Raw genomic sequence first — 14,682 nt, forward strand, 5'->3', positions numbered from 1 at the left:
AGTTTTTGAAGGAAAAGGTATAATTCCCCTATTGTTATATAAGATAGAAATCAGATATGTTAGCTTATTTACAACTTATGCGGTTAGATAAACCAATTGGAATCTTGCTATTGCTTTGGCCAACTATAACGGCAATTTGGCTTGCCAATCCTCATCCGCCCGTTGAACTTGTTGTTATCTTTGTGATAGGTGTTGTTGTGATGCGAGCGGCAGGATGTGTGGTAAATGATTATGCTGATCGCCATTTTGATGCGCATGTGGAGCGAACGCAACACCGTCCTTTAGCGCAAGGTGTTTTAACTGCAAAAAATGCTTTATGGACATTATTGATATTGTTGTTTATGGCTGCTTGTTTATTATTTTTTTTAAATGCTTTGTCTTGGATAATTGCTGGCTGTGCATTGTTAACTGCAATGATTTACCCGTTTATGAAGCGTTATACCTACTTTCCGCAAATAGTATTAGGGATTGCATTTAGTTGGAGCATTCCAATGGTCTATGCGGCCACAATTGAACAGTTTCCGTTAACCTGTTGGTTATTGTGTTTGGCAAATATTTGTTGGACAGTTGCTTATGATACGGAATATGCCATGGTCGATCGCAATGATGATATCAAAATTGGCATTAAATCGACGGCTGTTTTGTTTGGGCACTATGATAAATTGATGATAGGCATTCTACAGATAATAACAGTGATTTGCTTGATAATGATTGGTCTCAATAATCATTTATCTCTTATTTATTATTGTGGATTATTGATTGTGTCGTTACTGTTTCTTTATCAACAATGGTTAATCAACGATCGTGATAGAACTCGATGCTTCAACGCTTTTCAAAATAATAATTATGTCGGTTTAGTGATGTTTTTAAGTGTTGTTATTGTTTAACGATTATTAGAAACAGTAATGCCAAAAATTGAAAATTTTTTAAGAATAAGACAAAAAGGGATTTTTATCTTATTTGTCTAAACATTCCCTTTTTAACAAAATAATGGCTTATTTTTTGAAGTCAAACCCCGTTTATTCCTGTTCAGCTAAAGTGGCTTGCACAATTCTCAGTGCATCAAAGGTTTCTTTTACATCATGAACTCGAATAATCTGTGCACCTTTCATCGCTGCAATTACTGCACAAGAAACGCTACCTAACATACGTTCTTTAGGTGGAACATTTAATACTTGTCCAATCATGGATTTGCGAGACATGCCAACTAATAGTGGTAAATGAAAGTGATGAAATTTTTCAAGTGTTGCGAGTAATCGATAATTGTGTGCTAATGTTTTACCAAAGCCAAAACCTGGATCAAGAATAATTTTTTCTCGCTCAATCCCTGCATTGATGCAACGATTGATATGTTGGGCAAAAAATTGATCGACTTCTTGATAGATGTCTTGCTGATAATGTGGCGCATTTTGCATGGTTTGAGGATCACCTTGCATATGCATAATGCAAACTGGTAATCCTGTTTGGGCTGCGGCTTCGACTGCACCAGACTCTGTTAATGCTCGAATATCATTAATTAAATGGGCTCCTGCTTTTGCCGACTCTATCATGACTTGAGGTTTAGAGGTATCAACGGAAATCCAAACATCAAAATAGCGAGCCACTTTTTCAACTAAAGGCACCACTCTATCTAGCTCTTCTTCAACTGATACAATGGCTGCACCAGGGCGTGTTGATTCACCGCCTATATCAATAAATGTTGCGCCTGCTTGTATCATATTATCAACTCGGCGCATAGCATCATCAAGATTGTTATAATTACCGCCATCAGAAAACGAATCTGGCGTCATGTTTACGATACCCATTACCTGAGGAAAAGAGAGATCCATAATTTGATTATTGAAACGAATTTCCATGATTATGCCTTATTTAAGTCATCTTAAACTTAATTTTGCTATCGTTAAACTTTGTTATAAGCTAAGCAATAGCAAAATCATTGAAGCTTATTATCTATGTTGAAAATCACTTTTAGCTGAGATTTAATTCAATCATTCGATAAAAAACGCGCCGAAGCGCGTTATAAAAATTAAAAACAGATTAATTATCGGATTCAGGTGGTGTATCACGACCTTCATTTGGTACTTCTTGTGCTGCTTTTTCATCACTCGCTGTCCAACCCTCTGGTGGCGTGATTGGCTGGCGATTCATTAGTTCATCAATCTGTTTTTTATCAATTGTTTCATATTTAAGTAAAGCATCTTTCATTGCATGAAGAATATCAATATTTTCAGTTAGTGTTGTTTTAGCTCGTTGATAGTTTCGTTGCAGGATTGCATCAACTTCTTCATCAATAATTTTAGCTGTACCATCAGATATTTTCTTCATGACTCCATAAGAAGACTCTTCGTATTCAAACAATGCAGGTGGTAAACGATCTGAGAAGCCCCATTGTGTAACCATTGCTCTGGCTACATTTGAAGCGTATCGTATATCACTGGATGCACCAGAGGTAATTTTATCTTCACCATAAATTAAGCCTTCGGCAATTCGTCCTGCATAAGCTGTTGAAATTTTTGATTCTAACTGAGTACGAGTTTGACTAATTTGATCACCTTCCGGTAAGAAGAAGGCGACACCTAACGCTCCTCCACGTGGAATAATAGTGACTTTATGAAGCGGATCATGATCTGGCATTAAATAACCCACAATTGCGTGTCCCGCTTCGTGATAAGCCGTATTGGTTAATTGCTCTTTTGTCATGGATAATGAACGACGTTGAGTACCCATATCGATTTTATCTTTGGCTTCTTCAAACTCATCCATCGTGACTAAACGTTTATTACGGCGAGCGGCAAATAGTGCTGCTTCGTTAACTAAATTAGCTAATTGAGCACCCGAATAATTTGGCGTTCCGCGCGCTAATACTGCTAGATTAACATCAGACCCTAAAGGTACTTTACGTACATGTACTGCCAGAATTTGCTCACGACTTTTTAAGTCAGGTAAATCAATTTGAACTTGACGGTCAAAACGACCCGGACGAAGTAATGCAGGATCGAGAATATCAGCACGGTTTGTTGCTGCAATCATAATAATGCCACTGTTAGCTTCAAAACCATCCATTTCAACTAACATTTGGTTTAGGGTTTGTTCGCGTTCGTCATGCCCGCCCATTGAACCCGCTCCACGTTTGCGACCAACAGCATCAATTTCATCAATAAAGATAATACAAGGTGAGTGTTTACGGGCTTGTTCAAAGAGATCACGTACACGTGATGCGCCCACACCAACAAACATTTCAACAAAGTCGGAACCTGAAATACTAAAGAAAGGCACATTGGCTTCACCGGCAATGGCTCTAGCTAATAATGTTTTACCGGTACCTGGTGGCCCAACCATCAAAATACCTTTCGGTATACGTCCACCTAATTTTTGGTATTTACCAGGATCACGTAAAAAATCGACCACTTCTGTTACTTCTTGCTTGGCTTCTTCACTGCCTGCGACATCGGTAAATTTGGTTTTTACTTGATCTGGCGCTAACATCCGAGCTTTACTTTTACCCACCGACATTGGACCGCCTTTACCACCGCCTTGCATTTGACGCATGACAAAGATCCAAAATCCGATTAATAAAATAATAGGGAACCAAGAGATTAAAATACTTGCTAACAAACTTGGTTTTTCATCTGGACTACCATAAACGGCAACTTTATTTAAAACTAAGTCATCCATTAATTTTTCATCAAAATAAGGGATGTAAGTTACATAGTTACGATTATCTTTTGTCGTGGCAATAATTTCGCGTCCATTAATATGCACTTCTTGGATTTTACCACTGGTGATATCGGAATTAAATTGAGTATAATTGATTTGAGGTCCGCTATTGGATATTGAGCTGAATTGATTAAATACAGCTATCAATACTACGGCAATAATTCCCCAGATCAGTAAATTCTTTACCATGTCGTTCAAAAGAAAAACCTCTCATAAAAATTAATAGTTACGACTAAAATTAGGAAGTAATGGTACTACAAAATTGTGCTACTGGCTACTTCATACCCATTGCAACGATATAAACTTCTCTCGATCGCGATCTGGATGCTTCAGGTTTGCGAATTTTGACCGTTTTAAAGATCGTTCTAACTTGTTTTAAATAATCTTCAAATCCCTCACCTTGAAAAACTTTGACAATAAAATTGCCATTTGGGGCAAGGACATCTCGACACATATCTAAAGCAAGTTCAACTAAATACATTGCTCTTGGAATATCAACAGCAGGTTGACCACTCATGTTAGGAGCCATATCTGACATGACGACTTGTACTTTTTCTTCACCAACACGGTCAAGTAGAGCTTTAAGCACGCCTTCGTCTCGGAAATCACCTTGTAGGAAATCAACACCGACAATCGGATCCATCGGTAATAAATCGCAAGCGATAATTCGTCCTTTACTACCAATAACAGACGCCACATATTGTGACCATCCGCCAGGCGCTGCGCCTAGATCAACAACGGTTATACCGGGTTTAAATAATTTGTCACTTTTTTGAATTTCTTCTAATTTGAACCATGCTCGCGATCGTAAACCTTTTTTTTGTGCTTGTTGCACAAAGCGATCATTAAAATGTTCATTAAGCCAACGAGTCGAGCTTGCTGAGCGTTTTTTGTTACTCACAGGGAATAAATCCTTATAGTAAAGAGTTCACTTCAATTGATTACAAATATATATAAGGGTAGAATAGCAAAATTGCAACTTAATGTGATAAAAAAATAATGAATTTATCAAATAAACAAAAACAGTATTTAAAAGGTGAAGCTCATCATTTAAAACCAATTGTCATGATCGGCGCTAATGGATTTACTGAAGGTGTGCTTGCAGAGATTGAAAATGCGTTAAACTTTCATGAGTTAATTAAGATTAAGGTGTCTGCTGAAGATAGAGAGACAAAAAAGCTTATTTGCGAAGCAATCATACGTGAAACGCATGCCCTTGCAGTACAACAAGTTGGTTCTATTTTTACTATTTTTAGACCAAGTGAAGAGAAAAAAATCACGTTACCTAAATAATACGATTAATAAACAGGGTATTCGCCCTGTTTATCTATAGCAAATGACAAAGCAGAATTAACCTTTTAAATATATTCTACTTTAACAATATCAAACTCTACATCGCCACCAGGCGTTTTTATTTGTACTGTGTCGCCATCTTCTTTACCAATTAATCCTCTGGCAATAGGGGAATTAACCGAAATGAGATTTTGTCGATAATCAGCTTCATCATCACCTACAATTCGATAAGTGGTTTCTTCATCAGTATCCACATTAATAACAGTGACGGTGGCACCAAAAATAATTCTACCAGTGTTTTTGACTTTGGTAATGTCTATAATTTGTGCTTGTGATAACTTTCCTTCAATTTCTTGAATACGGCCTTCACAAAAACCTTGTTGTTCTCTTGCTGCATGATACTCTGCATTTTCTTTTAAATCACCGTGTGCTCTTGCTTCGGCTATCGCTGCTGTAATTTGAGGTCTTTTGACATTTTTCAGCTCTTCAAGTTCAGCACGTAATAATTCAGCTCCCTTTACTGTCATTGGGATTTGTTTCATTTGTGTGTCTCCCGCTTTATTTAAATTAAATAAAAACAATCCCTCATCTTACTTTAAATAAAGGAAGAGTGATCGATTCCATTTGGTATTTCAAAGATATGATTGTGTATTTCTATATATTAACTGTAAAACTAACTTAACGACAAATCATTTATACTAAAATAAGATGCTATTTCATTTAAAATCGTTTATCGTAATGTCATTGTGAACGGCTTATTATAACAATTTTATTCATTTATGCGACGGATACGATTTTACTTACTTACTCTTTTAGCTATTGCTTGGTTGTTAGTGTTACTCTCTTATTTTGTAGTACAGACGGCGTTTGGGGCAAAACTTGTAAGTGAGCAATTATCAAAATTAAGTCCCTACACTATCTCAATTGGGCATGTTCACCATTCTTTTTCAAAAGTTTATGAAGTTGTCTTGGATGATGTTGTCATCAGCGACGGTCAGCAACAAATAGCTAATATTCCTAAAATGGTTATAGGGTTAGATAAACATGAACTGTGGCAATTCAATCATTTTAGCTATGTTACTGTGATTGATGGAATATTGACTGATAGCAGAATTAAACATTATGATTTTTCGACTGATACGTTAAAATTTATTAATTCTAACATTACTGTTTCAATCAATAATAATGAAGATAAAATTATATTTAAACAACTAAATGGCGGAATTAAATCTTATTCTTCATCAAGTTTAAATAATGCCCAGTTTGATTTCACTTCTAACGAAGTATTGATCAATGGGGTTGCTATCAAATCAGTAGTCGTTCAAGGATTTCAACGTGATAATATTACCTATTTAACTAATTTAGGCGGTAATATTGAAAATGGATTTTTTGTAAGTAAATTAAAGATATTAGCTGATAAAAGTTGGGATATTGAACAACTTAAATTAAGCAATATACATCTACAATCTCAAACAGACGATTTTTGGAAAAATTATATTTCCTATTTACCTAAATTCTCTTTACGACAATTGTCGATATTTGAAAGTAGTATACAGCTACCCTCTTTTCTTGTTGAAAAAGGGAATCTTGAAGTCAAAAATATTCGTTTTGATAATGGATGGTATTTTGATGAAAGCTCTCTTGTTTTCAATGCCGATAACGTTGTATGGTTAGATAATCTATTTTCCTCAGTATTACTTCAGCTCAATCTTGATGATAATAATATTCAGATTGACAAAGCGATTGCCACTTGGAATAAAGGTAATGTAAATTTAAAAGGTAGCTGGCATGATAATAGTTTACAGTTAGAACAAGTCACGATAGCTAGTGTCATTTATCAATTACCTCAACATGTAGAGCAATTAGTATTACCAACACAATTTAGTCGGATTGAAATTACTCACTTATCGATTTTACCAAGTCTATTAATTAATGTTGATGCTAACTATCCTTTTGCTTTTACTAATTTTGAAGCATTGGGTTCAGATATTGTTATAGTCAAAGATAAATATTTAGGATTTGATGCCGGAAACCTATTTTTCAAAGCTGAAAGAGGATCTATTAATGGCATTGAGATTAATTATCCAGATTTGACCTTAAAATATGATTCACAGCAGCATGCATTATTAAACTTTAGTAGTTTAATTAACAAGGGTATTGTTGAAATAAAAGCAAAGCTTAATGCCAATCAAACAGAGTTTACCTCTTTTCAATTAGGTGCTACTAATATCCCAAGTTCTTTATTAAAAGACTGGAAATTAGTTAATTACGATCCTGAGTCAACTAATTATACCGCTAATTTATCTGGTAAAATTGCACCATTTAGTTTAGCTGGCACTATACAAGTCAATGCGATCAATCATTTTCTTCAATCAGACAATTGATATTGGTTAAGTTAGCCTTATATATTATTAAAATGTTAAAACTCCTGTTCGTGTTTAAATGATGTTTTTGATAAATTAATATGAGAGTGAAATGGATCAAATCAGACTAGATAAATGGTTGTGGGCTGCCCGATTTTATAAGACACGTTCACTTGCTCGTGAAATGGTCGAGGGGGGAAAAGTTCACTATAATGGCCAACGAACTAAACCGAGTAAATTGGTGGAAGTTGGTGCAATTTTGACTCTTCGTCAAGGTTCAGATCAAAAAACAATTAAAATTCTAGCGATTAATGGACAACGGAGATCAGCGCAAGAAGCTCAATTACTTTATCAAGAAACACAAGAGAGCATTGATAAACGCGAAAAAATAGCAGAAGCACGTAAGCTTAATGCATTAACCATGCCACATCCTGATAGAAAGCCGGATAAGAAAGAGCGGCGTAATTTAATAAAATTTAAATATGATAGACAACAAGGCGACAATAATTGATATGGATACTTTAAATCGATTTATCTTTGATAACCACCCTGTTCGTGGTGAAATAACCCGTTTAGAACAAACTTACCAAGCAATTTTAGATAACCATAATTATCCTGTAGCAGTACAAAATTTATTGGGTGAATTACTAGTTGCGACGAGTTTATTAACCGCAACCTTAAAATTCGAAGGCGATATTGCGGTTCAACTTCAAGGTGATGGTCCTTTGCGTTTAGCGGTTGTCAATGGTAATCATCTTCAACAATTACGTGGGGTTGCTCGAGTTAATGGTGATATTGCTGATAATGCGTCACTGAAAGATATGGTGGGTAATGGTTATATTGTAATTACTATTACGCCAAAAAATGGAGAACGCTATCAAGGTATTGTTGGACTTGAAAAAGAGACGCTAATAGGATGTATTGAAAATTACTTCATGCAGTCTGAACAGTTGCCAACTAGATTATTTGTTAAAACAGGTGTTTACAATAATAAACCAATGGCTGCCGGCATATTATTGCAAGTGTTACCAGCTAATGAAAATACAAAAGAGTCTTTTGAGCACCTAAGCGCTTTAACCGAAACAATCACAAGTGATGAATTATTTAAACTCACGAGTGATGAAATTTTATATCGCCTTTATAATCAAGAACAAGTTCGACTGTTTGAAACTGAGAATGTTACATTTAAATGTGGTTGTTCTCGGCAACGTTTTGAAGATAGTTTAGTAACAATACCGCAAAATGAAATTGATGAAATTCTCAAACAGGATGGCGGTAAGATTGATATCCTATGTGATTATTGTGGTAAACATTATATATTTGATGAGATTGATATCGCTGAAATGCGAAACAAACACAAAACAAATATCCATTGATTTTTGGGAATAAAAATACCACTAAGATTATTAAATAATTTTAGTGGCAAAGTGAAATATAGGGAATTAAACCCGTACATAATGTATCAGAATCGTATAAATACACCAACCTTTTTTATTAATTTTTTGCCATAATTTTGTTAAGAAAATTTACAAAACTATTTTATCCTATTGGAAAAAGAAAATTATTTATTATTTAGTTAAGTAAATTTTTTTTTGATAATCTCGATATCGCCGACCATTGCGCATTCATTTGTGATTTTCCATTTAATATTAAAATGGTATAGCGTTAATCCATATGTTTGTTCATCGATGTTATTTTGTTTATAAGCAGGTCTAGGATCATGTGAAATGACTTGAGTAATTAAGTCTGCTAGCTCTGGGTAATTCTGTTTTTGTGATATTAAAAAACGTTGAGCTTCATTTGAAAACACAACGTGTAATTTTTTTTCTGGAGTCGTTTGTGCATAGCCAGCAGTGGCATCTGGATAACTATCACAATAAGGCAGATAGGGTTTTATATCGATAATAGGTGTGCCATCAACTAAATCTAAACTTCCTAATTTTAAAATAACTTGTTTATTTTTAATGATTATGTCTTTTAATTCTACTGCTGAAAGCCCGATATGATTGGGTCTAAATGGGGAACGAGTTGCAAATACGCCTAACGTTTTATTTCCACCTAAACGAGGAGGACGAACGGTTAAGCGCCACTTGTTCTGGTCTATATGGTGGAATTGAAACAGCAACCATAAATGTGAAAACTGTTCTAATCCTTTAACACTATTAGGATCATTATAAGGTGCCAATAAATGAAGTTCTCCATATCCGGCAGGAACTAAATTCGGTTGTCTGGGTACAGCAAATTTTTCGCTATAAGGGGAATGTATAATACCAATGGGATCTATTTGCCAGGTCATGATCTTAATTATGCTTTACTGAGTTAATGTATGGTCTGCAGTATATCACTCAATAACTTTATTTATTTTGTCGTTTATTGTTTCCGCCGACCTTAAATCGGCGGATTTTTGATTGATTAATGTTTTTGGTAAGTCATTACCAACCACGAATAGCACCACCATTAAAAATTTGATCTGCTTTTTGTGCTACAGCATCTGTTTGGTAAGCTTTCACAAAATTTTTGATATTCTCGTTATCTTTATCGGCTTCACGGGCAACGATAATATTAACGTAAGGAGATTCTTTATCTTCAACAAAAATGCCATCTTTACTAGGTGTTAAATTTGCTTGTCCGGCAAATGCGTTATTGATAATAGCAAGGTCAACTTGTGCATCGTCTAAAGAGCGTGGCAACATAGGCGCTTCAAGCTCAATAATTTTATAATTATTAGGATTACTGGTGATATCTAAAACAGTCGGTAATAAACCTTTTGATTTATCAACGGTAATTAATCCTTCATGTTGTAATAACAGTAATGCTCGACCTAAATTAGTTGGATCATTTGGAATCGCAATGGTTGAGTTAGCTGGAATAAAGAAAGTTTCACCACGTGGAGATGTTACTTTCACGCCTTCACCTGTTGGCGTAGAATTGTCGATTGGTTTAAGTTTATGAGAATAACTTGCAATTGGATAAACAAATGAATTACCAACCACAGCTAATTTGTAACCACGCTCTTTCATTTGCTCATCTAAATAAGGTTTATGTTGGAAGGCATTAACGTCAATTAACCCATCATTTAATGCTTGATTTGGGGTGACATAATCATTGAAAATAACCAACTCAACATCTAAATGATAAAGATCCTTAGCTTGTTGTTTCACCACTTCGGCTACTTCTTGTTCGGGCCCTGAAATAACGCCGACTTTAAGTGTCGTCATATTATCAGATTGATTTGAATTGTTATTTTCTGATACTGTTTGTTTACTATTATCACAACCCGTTAAAAAAAAGGCACTTACTAAGGTGGTAATTAATGCTAGCTGTTTAATTGACATAATTTTCTCCAAAATTAATGATGAGTAACATATTTTACAATCCTATTGCCAATAGCTTGGATTAGGAAAACTAGTACAACCAATAATATAACAACTGTATTCATTATAGCGGGTTTGTAACTATTATAGCCATATTGAATCGCTAATTGACCTAAGCCTCCAGCTCCAACAGCTCCACTTAGTGCAATATAGCCTGTTAGTGTTATCAACGTTATTGTCATGCTATTAATGATAATTGGTAATGATTCTGGAATAAGAACTTTATATATAATTTGTAATGGTGTAGCTCCCATTGAACGAGCTGCCTCAATTAAACTTTTAGGAATATCAAGTAATGCATTTTCAATCATTTTCGCAATTAAAGGCGAAACACCAACACTAAGTGGAACTATAACACCTTGTCTTCCCAAAAAAGTAGCTTGGCCTGTAATAATGTCCATAACTTCAACTGTAAAAGGTTTTATCCATAAAATTAATATAATAAAAGGAATTGCTCGAAATATATTGGTAAGAAAAGAAAATGTAAAATGCACGATGTAGTTTTCAAGTATATTTCCCTTTCGGGTGACATACAACAGTATACCTAATGGTAATCCAATTAATGTTCCATAAAAACCCGATAATAACACCATATAAATAGTATCATCCGTTGCTTGTGCCATTTTAAATAACATGGCTTCATTAAAACCATTAAAAGAAGAGCAAAAAGCGACAAAATCACCCCAAAAATTGTAGTGTGCTAAATATCGAAATAAAGTTTCAAAAGGTTTAAAAGAAGGAATAAAACTAAACATAACCAAGCACCTCTACGTTGGTGTTATTTTTTTCTAAAAATTTAATTGCGGATTCAATACTTTTCGTCTCTCCCTTCATTTCCGCTAGCATTAAACCAAATTTAACGCCACCGGCGTAATCCATCTGAGCGCTAATAATATTGCTTTCGATATTAAATTGTTGAGCAATTTGCGACAACAGTGGTAAATCAACCGAAACACCGGAAAACTCTAGTCGTAATAAGGGATTAAGTCCTTCTTTATACTCTTTTGAGAGCTTGGTTAAATAGTCATCAGGAATGTTTAAATGTAAAGTAGATTGAATAAATTGACGGGCAATATCGGTTTTAGCATGGGAAAACATTTCACCTACTGATGATTGTTCAACTAACTCTCCATTGCTAATAACGGCAACCTGATCGCAAATCTGTTTAACGACATCCATTTCATGGGTAATTAATAAGATTGTTAATTCAAGTTTCTGGTTGATTTCTTTTAATAAAGTTAAAATCGAACGCGTTGTTTCTGGATCAAGGGCGCTGGTTGCTTCATCACACAATAATACTTTAGGGTCACTTGCCAAGGCTCGTGCGATAGCAACACGTTGCTTTTGTCCACCAGATAAATTGGCTGGATAGACATTCGCTTTTTCAGTCAAACCAACTAACGCGATTAGTTCATCGACTTTTTGCTTAATCTTGGCTTTGGGTGTCCGATTAAGTTCCAGAGGAAAAGCAATATTATCAAATACGGTACGTGATGAGAGAAGATTAAAATGTTGAAAAATCATGCTGATTTTTCGACGAACAGGAATTAATTGTCGATTAGATAGATTAGTTATCTCTTGATTATCTAGAAAAATTTTACCACTTGTCGGCTTTTCTAACAGATTGACACAGCGAATTAATGTGCTTTTTCCTGCACCAGATTTACCGATAACTCCATAAATTTTACCTTTGGGTACATTAATAGTAATATCCTTTAATGCGTGGATTAACGTATTATTATGTTCAAAAGTTTTCGAAATATGTTGTAATTGTATCATAATATATAAATGCAAAATGCGAATAGTTGAATATTAAGACGTCTAGACATCTAAGTCAATCAATAATATATTATGCAAATTAGGGTAAATACCTAAATAAAAGGAAAATGAGTAAATATGAAGCCTGCTATTTTTTTAGATCGTGATGGGACAATAAACATCGATTATAACTATGTGCATACAATTGATAAATTCCACTTTATTGACGGCGTAATTGAGGCAATGCAAGAGCTCAAAAAAATGGGTTTCTTGTTAGTTATTACCACTAATCAATCTGGAATTGCCAGAAACAAATTTTCAGAAGAGCAATTTCATACTTTAACTGAATGGATGGATTGGTCGTTACAAGACAGAGGTGTTGACTTAGATGGTATCTATTATTGTCCGCATGATCCACTAGTAGATCATTGTGAATGCCGAAAACCAAGTCCCGGTATGATTCAAACCGCAGCGAAAGAATTAGGCATTGATATTGCTAATTCCTATATGGTGGGTGACAAGCTTTCAGATCTATTATCAGGTAAAAAGGCTGGGGTCAAAAAAACCGTTTTAGTGAAAACGGGCGACCCAATCACTGAAGAAGTCGTTGCTCAAGCCGATTGGGTAATCGATAGTTTGGCGGATTTACCTAATAAAATAAAAGCAGAATCATAACGTTCTAAAACAATACTATTCTATTACGGTGTTTAAAATAAACGCCGTATAATTCTCATGATAAGTGGTGCGAATATTAATCCTAAAAATATTGCATCAATAAAGTTCACCACATTTTGACCAAAAGTATAGATAGTATTGGCGAAAAAAACTGAGAAACTACTTATAACGATCATCATCACCAACCCCCAATATAGAAAACTAACCGTATTCCTTTTATCAGTCATGATCGGTAATCTAAGAATAAAGAGGCATATTAAACTCATTCCGACCAAAGTACTGCCATGCTGTAGTAATTGATAAATAGGAATATCAATATTTTTTAAGGAAATTGTTTGTTGCAAAAAAGGAAGGTGTTTTACTACAAAGCCAGTTAAGTGAGTAAAACTGTCCCAACCAATATGAGACAATATACCTATTACTGCTGATGTCAAAACAATAAACCAATGATGCAAGCAATACTGATTCCAATTAAAAGTAAGATAATGAGCAAATCGTTTATAAAGGAAATGAGGCAAATTTTTGATTAGTTCATTACGAATGATGGAATGAAAGATAAAAGCAACCATTAATGTTATTGGCAGATCAAAATAAACAATACCAAATAAAGTATGGCTCATATCACTTTTTATTTTCATTCTAAGAAAATATTCAAAGTCAGGGGACATGCTACCTAGAATTAAGGCTGTCATTGAAAAAAATTGAGGCTTTTTATTAAAAGGTAAAACAATTGCTGGGTGTGCGAAAGTAAAAGGCATATGAAATATCCATCTTAAAAAGTTAACCTAAACCAAAAATCTCATAACTGACATAATTAATAATAATAAAGAAAGTTTGTAAAATTTGTATAGGATCAGATTGTTTTCAATACGGCATGGGTAAAAAAAACACAAACAGAAATAAAATTGCAATAAACGCTTGCATGATTTTTTTAAGGCTCTATAATGCGCATCCACTGACACGGCGTCAGCGAAAGCAGGCGGTACAAGAGGTTAGTGAGCAGGATCAAAAATTTTGAAAAAAGATCTTGACGAATAAAAAGGTGTAGCGTAGTATACGCAGCCCTTGAGACAGTAAAAGCGAAAGCAAAAAAATACTGTCAGCTCTTTAAAAAGAAGAAACAGACAATCTGTGTGGGCACTTGCGAGACGAAAGAATAAAGTCTACGGACTCAAAAAATTAAGTCTTGATAAGTGACACTGAAGATTCATTTGAATATGTCAGAAACAGTTATTGAGCATCAAACTTTAAATTGAAGAGTTTGATCATGGCTCAGATTGAACGCTGGCGGCAGGCTTAACACATGCAAGTCGAACGGTAACATGAGTGCTTGCACTTGATGACGAGTGGCGGACGGGTGAGTAAGGTATGGGGATCTGCCAAATGGAGGGGGACAACAGTTGGAAACGACTGCTAATACCGCATAAAGTTGAGAGACCAAAGTACGGTTCCGCAAGGACGTGCGCCATTTGATGAACCCATATGGGATTAGCTAGTTGGTG

At 34.9% G+C, this 14,682-nt stretch carries 15 protein-coding genes and 1 rRNA gene; 7 read left to right on the forward strand and 9 right to left on the reverse strand.

Annotation, left to right across the window (positions count from 1 at the left end; all coding sequences use genetic code 11):
- The first annotated feature begins 56 nt into the window (after positions 1 to 56).
- Positions 57 to 887: a 4-hydroxybenzoate octaprenyltransferase gene (ubiA, locus tag A9G10_RS11415; protein ID WP_065559633.1), complete on the forward strand. Its 831-nt coding sequence runs from the start codon at positions 57 to 59 to the stop codon at positions 885 to 887.
- A 132-nt stretch (positions 888 to 1,019) separates the two neighbouring features.
- Here the strand turns inward: ubiA and folP are convergent, their stop codons facing one another.
- The 3 genes from folP to rlmE form a co-directional block, all read right to left on the reverse strand.
- Positions 1,020 to 1,856, reverse strand: a complete 837-nt coding sequence (gene folP, locus A9G10_RS11420) for a dihydropteroate synthase (RefSeq protein ID WP_065559634.1) — start codon at positions 1,854 to 1,856, stop codon at positions 1,020 to 1,022.
- A 181-nt stretch (positions 1,857 to 2,037) separates the two neighbouring features.
- Positions 2,038 to 3,906, reverse strand: coding sequence for an ATP-dependent zinc metalloprotease FtsH (gene ftsH / locus A9G10_RS11425; RefSeq protein ID WP_065559635.1), 1,869 nt, complete (start codon positions 3,904 to 3,906; stop codon positions 2,038 to 2,040).
- Between the two features lie 85 nt (positions 3,907 to 3,991).
- Positions 3,992 to 4,618 (reverse strand): 23S rRNA (uridine(2552)-2'-O)-methyltransferase RlmE, encoded by a 627-nt coding sequence (gene rlmE / locus A9G10_RS11430; protein ID WP_065559636.1) that lies wholly within the window; start codon positions 4,616 to 4,618, stop codon positions 3,992 to 3,994.
- A 98-nt stretch (positions 4,619 to 4,716) separates the two neighbouring features.
- Here rlmE and yhbY point away from each other — a divergent pair, with 98 nt between their 5' ends.
- Positions 4,717 to 5,010 (forward strand): ribosome assembly RNA-binding protein YhbY, encoded by a 294-nt coding sequence (gene yhbY / locus A9G10_RS11435; RefSeq protein ID WP_065559637.1) that lies wholly within the window; start codon positions 4,717 to 4,719, stop codon positions 5,008 to 5,010.
- A 65-nt stretch (positions 5,011 to 5,075) separates the two neighbouring features.
- Here yhbY and greA read toward each other — a convergent pair whose 3' ends face one another.
- The gene (gene greA / locus A9G10_RS11440; protein WP_065559646.1) at positions 5,076 to 5,552 is read right to left on the reverse strand and encodes a transcription elongation factor GreA; all 477 of its coding nucleotides are present in this window, start codon (positions 5,550 to 5,552) and stop codon (positions 5,076 to 5,078) included.
- Between the two features lie 291 nt (positions 5,553 to 5,843).
- On the opposite strand from greA, the gene A9G10_RS11445 reads away from it, so the two are divergent.
- The 3 genes from A9G10_RS11445 to hslO all read left to right on the forward strand — a co-directional run bounded on the left by A9G10_RS11445 (position 5,844) and on the right by hslO (position 8,749).
- Positions 5,844 to 7,394 (forward strand): hypothetical protein, encoded by a 1,551-nt coding sequence (locus A9G10_RS11445; RefSeq protein WP_143426009.1) that lies wholly within the window; start codon positions 5,844 to 5,846, stop codon positions 7,392 to 7,394.
- Between the two features lie 91 nt (positions 7,395 to 7,485).
- Positions 7,486 to 7,884 carry a ribosome-associated heat shock protein Hsp15 gene (hslR, locus tag A9G10_RS11450; RefSeq protein ID WP_065559639.1) on the forward strand — a complete coding sequence of 133 codons (399 nt, stop codon included), beginning with the start codon at positions 7,486 to 7,488 and terminating at the stop codon, positions 7,882 to 7,884.
- Position 7,885: 1 nt separating this feature from the next.
- The gene (gene hslO, locus A9G10_RS11455; RefSeq protein WP_218837405.1) at positions 7,886 to 8,749 is read left to right on the forward strand and encodes an Hsp33 family molecular chaperone HslO; all 864 of its coding nucleotides are present in this window, start codon (positions 7,886 to 7,888) and stop codon (positions 8,747 to 8,749) included.
- Positions 8,750 to 8,949: 200 nt separating this feature from the next.
- On the opposite strand, the gene tsaA is transcribed toward hslO, so the two are convergent.
- The 4 genes from tsaA to metN all read right to left on the reverse strand — a co-directional run bounded on the left by tsaA (position 8,950) and on the right by metN (position 12,526).
- The gene (tsaA, locus tag A9G10_RS11460; protein ID WP_065559640.1) at positions 8,950 to 9,672 is read right to left on the reverse strand and encodes a tRNA (N6-threonylcarbamoyladenosine(37)-N6)-methyltransferase TrmO; all 723 of its coding nucleotides are present in this window, start codon (positions 9,670 to 9,672) and stop codon (positions 8,950 to 8,952) included.
- A gap of 133 nt (positions 9,673 to 9,805) precedes the next feature.
- Positions 9,806 to 10,708, reverse strand: a complete 903-nt coding sequence (gene metQ / locus A9G10_RS11465) for a methionine ABC transporter substrate-binding lipoprotein MetQ (RefSeq protein ID WP_065559641.1) — start codon at positions 10,706 to 10,708, stop codon at positions 9,806 to 9,808.
- 14 nt (positions 10,709 to 10,722) lie between these two features.
- A complete protein-coding gene (locus A9G10_RS11470) occupies positions 10,723 to 11,382 on the reverse strand; it encodes a methionine ABC transporter permease (RefSeq protein ID WP_065559648.1) in 660 nt (219 codons plus the stop codon).
- A 112-nt stretch (positions 11,383 to 11,494) separates the two neighbouring features.
- A complete protein-coding gene (gene metN / locus A9G10_RS11475) occupies positions 11,495 to 12,526 on the reverse strand; it encodes a methionine ABC transporter ATP-binding protein MetN (protein ID WP_065559642.1) in 1,032 nt (343 codons plus the stop codon).
- Between the two features lie 117 nt (positions 12,527 to 12,643).
- Between metN and gmhB the strand changes: the two genes are divergently transcribed.
- A complete protein-coding gene (gene gmhB, locus A9G10_RS11480; protein ID WP_065559643.1) occupies positions 12,644 to 13,180 on the forward strand; it encodes a D-glycero-beta-D-manno-heptose 1,7-bisphosphate 7-phosphatase in 537 nt (178 codons plus the stop codon).
- 32 nt (positions 13,181 to 13,212) lie between these two features.
- On the opposite strand, the gene A9G10_RS11485 is transcribed toward gmhB, so the two are convergent.
- A complete protein-coding gene (locus tag A9G10_RS11485; protein WP_065559644.1) occupies positions 13,213 to 13,938 on the reverse strand; it encodes a DUF4184 family protein in 726 nt (241 codons plus the stop codon).
- 491 nt (positions 13,939 to 14,429) lie between these two features.
- Here A9G10_RS11485 and A9G10_RS11490 point away from each other — a divergent pair.
- A 16S ribosomal RNA gene (locus A9G10_RS11490) occupies positions 14,430 to 14,682 on the forward strand; the annotation flags it as partial.

Origin of the sequence: Gilliamella sp. wkB308 (assembly GCF_001690185.1) — a bacterium.
Lineage (GTDB): Bacteria > Pseudomonadota > Gammaproteobacteria > Enterobacterales > Orbaceae > Gilliamella > Gilliamella apicola_I.

Excerpts from the sequence above, each read along its gene's own strand:
- folP (WP_065559634.1), bottom strand. The coding sequence starts at position 1,856 with ATGGAAATTCGTTTCAATAATCAAATTATGGATCTCTCTTTTCCTCAG.
- A9G10_RS11485 (WP_065559644.1), bottom strand. The coding sequence starts at position 13,938 with ATGCCTTTTACTTTCGCACACCCAGCAATTGTTTTACCTTTTAATAAA.
- greA (WP_065559646.1), bottom strand. The coding sequence starts at position 5,552 with ATGAAACAAATCCCAATGACAGTAAAGGGAGCTGAATTATTACGTGCT.
- yhbY (WP_065559637.1), top strand. The coding sequence starts at position 4,717 with ATGAATTTATCAAATAAACAAAAACAGTATTTAAAAGGTGAAGCTCAT.
- hslR (WP_065559639.1), top strand. The coding sequence starts at position 7,486 with ATGGATCAAATCAGACTAGATAAATGGTTGTGGGCTGCCCGATTTTAT.
- ftsH (WP_065559635.1), bottom strand. The coding sequence starts at position 3,906 with ATGGTAAAGAATTTACTGATCTGGGGAATTATTGCCGTAGTATTGATA.
- metN (WP_065559642.1), bottom strand. The coding sequence starts at position 12,526 with ATGATACAATTACAACATATTTCGAAAACTTTTGAACATAATAATACG.
- A9G10_RS11470 (WP_065559648.1), bottom strand. The coding sequence starts at position 11,382 with ATGTTATTTAAAATGGCACAAGCAACGGATGATACTATTTATATGGTG.
- gmhB (WP_065559643.1), top strand. The coding sequence starts at position 12,644 with ATGAAGCCTGCTATTTTTTTAGATCGTGATGGGACAATAAACATCGAT.
- metQ (WP_065559641.1), bottom strand. The coding sequence starts at position 10,708 with ATGTCAATTAAACAGCTAGCATTAATTACCACCTTAGTAAGTGCCTTT.
- ubiA (WP_065559633.1), top strand. The coding sequence starts at position 57 with ATGTTAGCTTATTTACAACTTATGCGGTTAGATAAACCAATTGGAATC.
- hslO (WP_218837405.1), top strand. The coding sequence starts at position 7,886 with ATGGATACTTTAAATCGATTTATCTTTGATAACCACCCTGTTCGTGGT.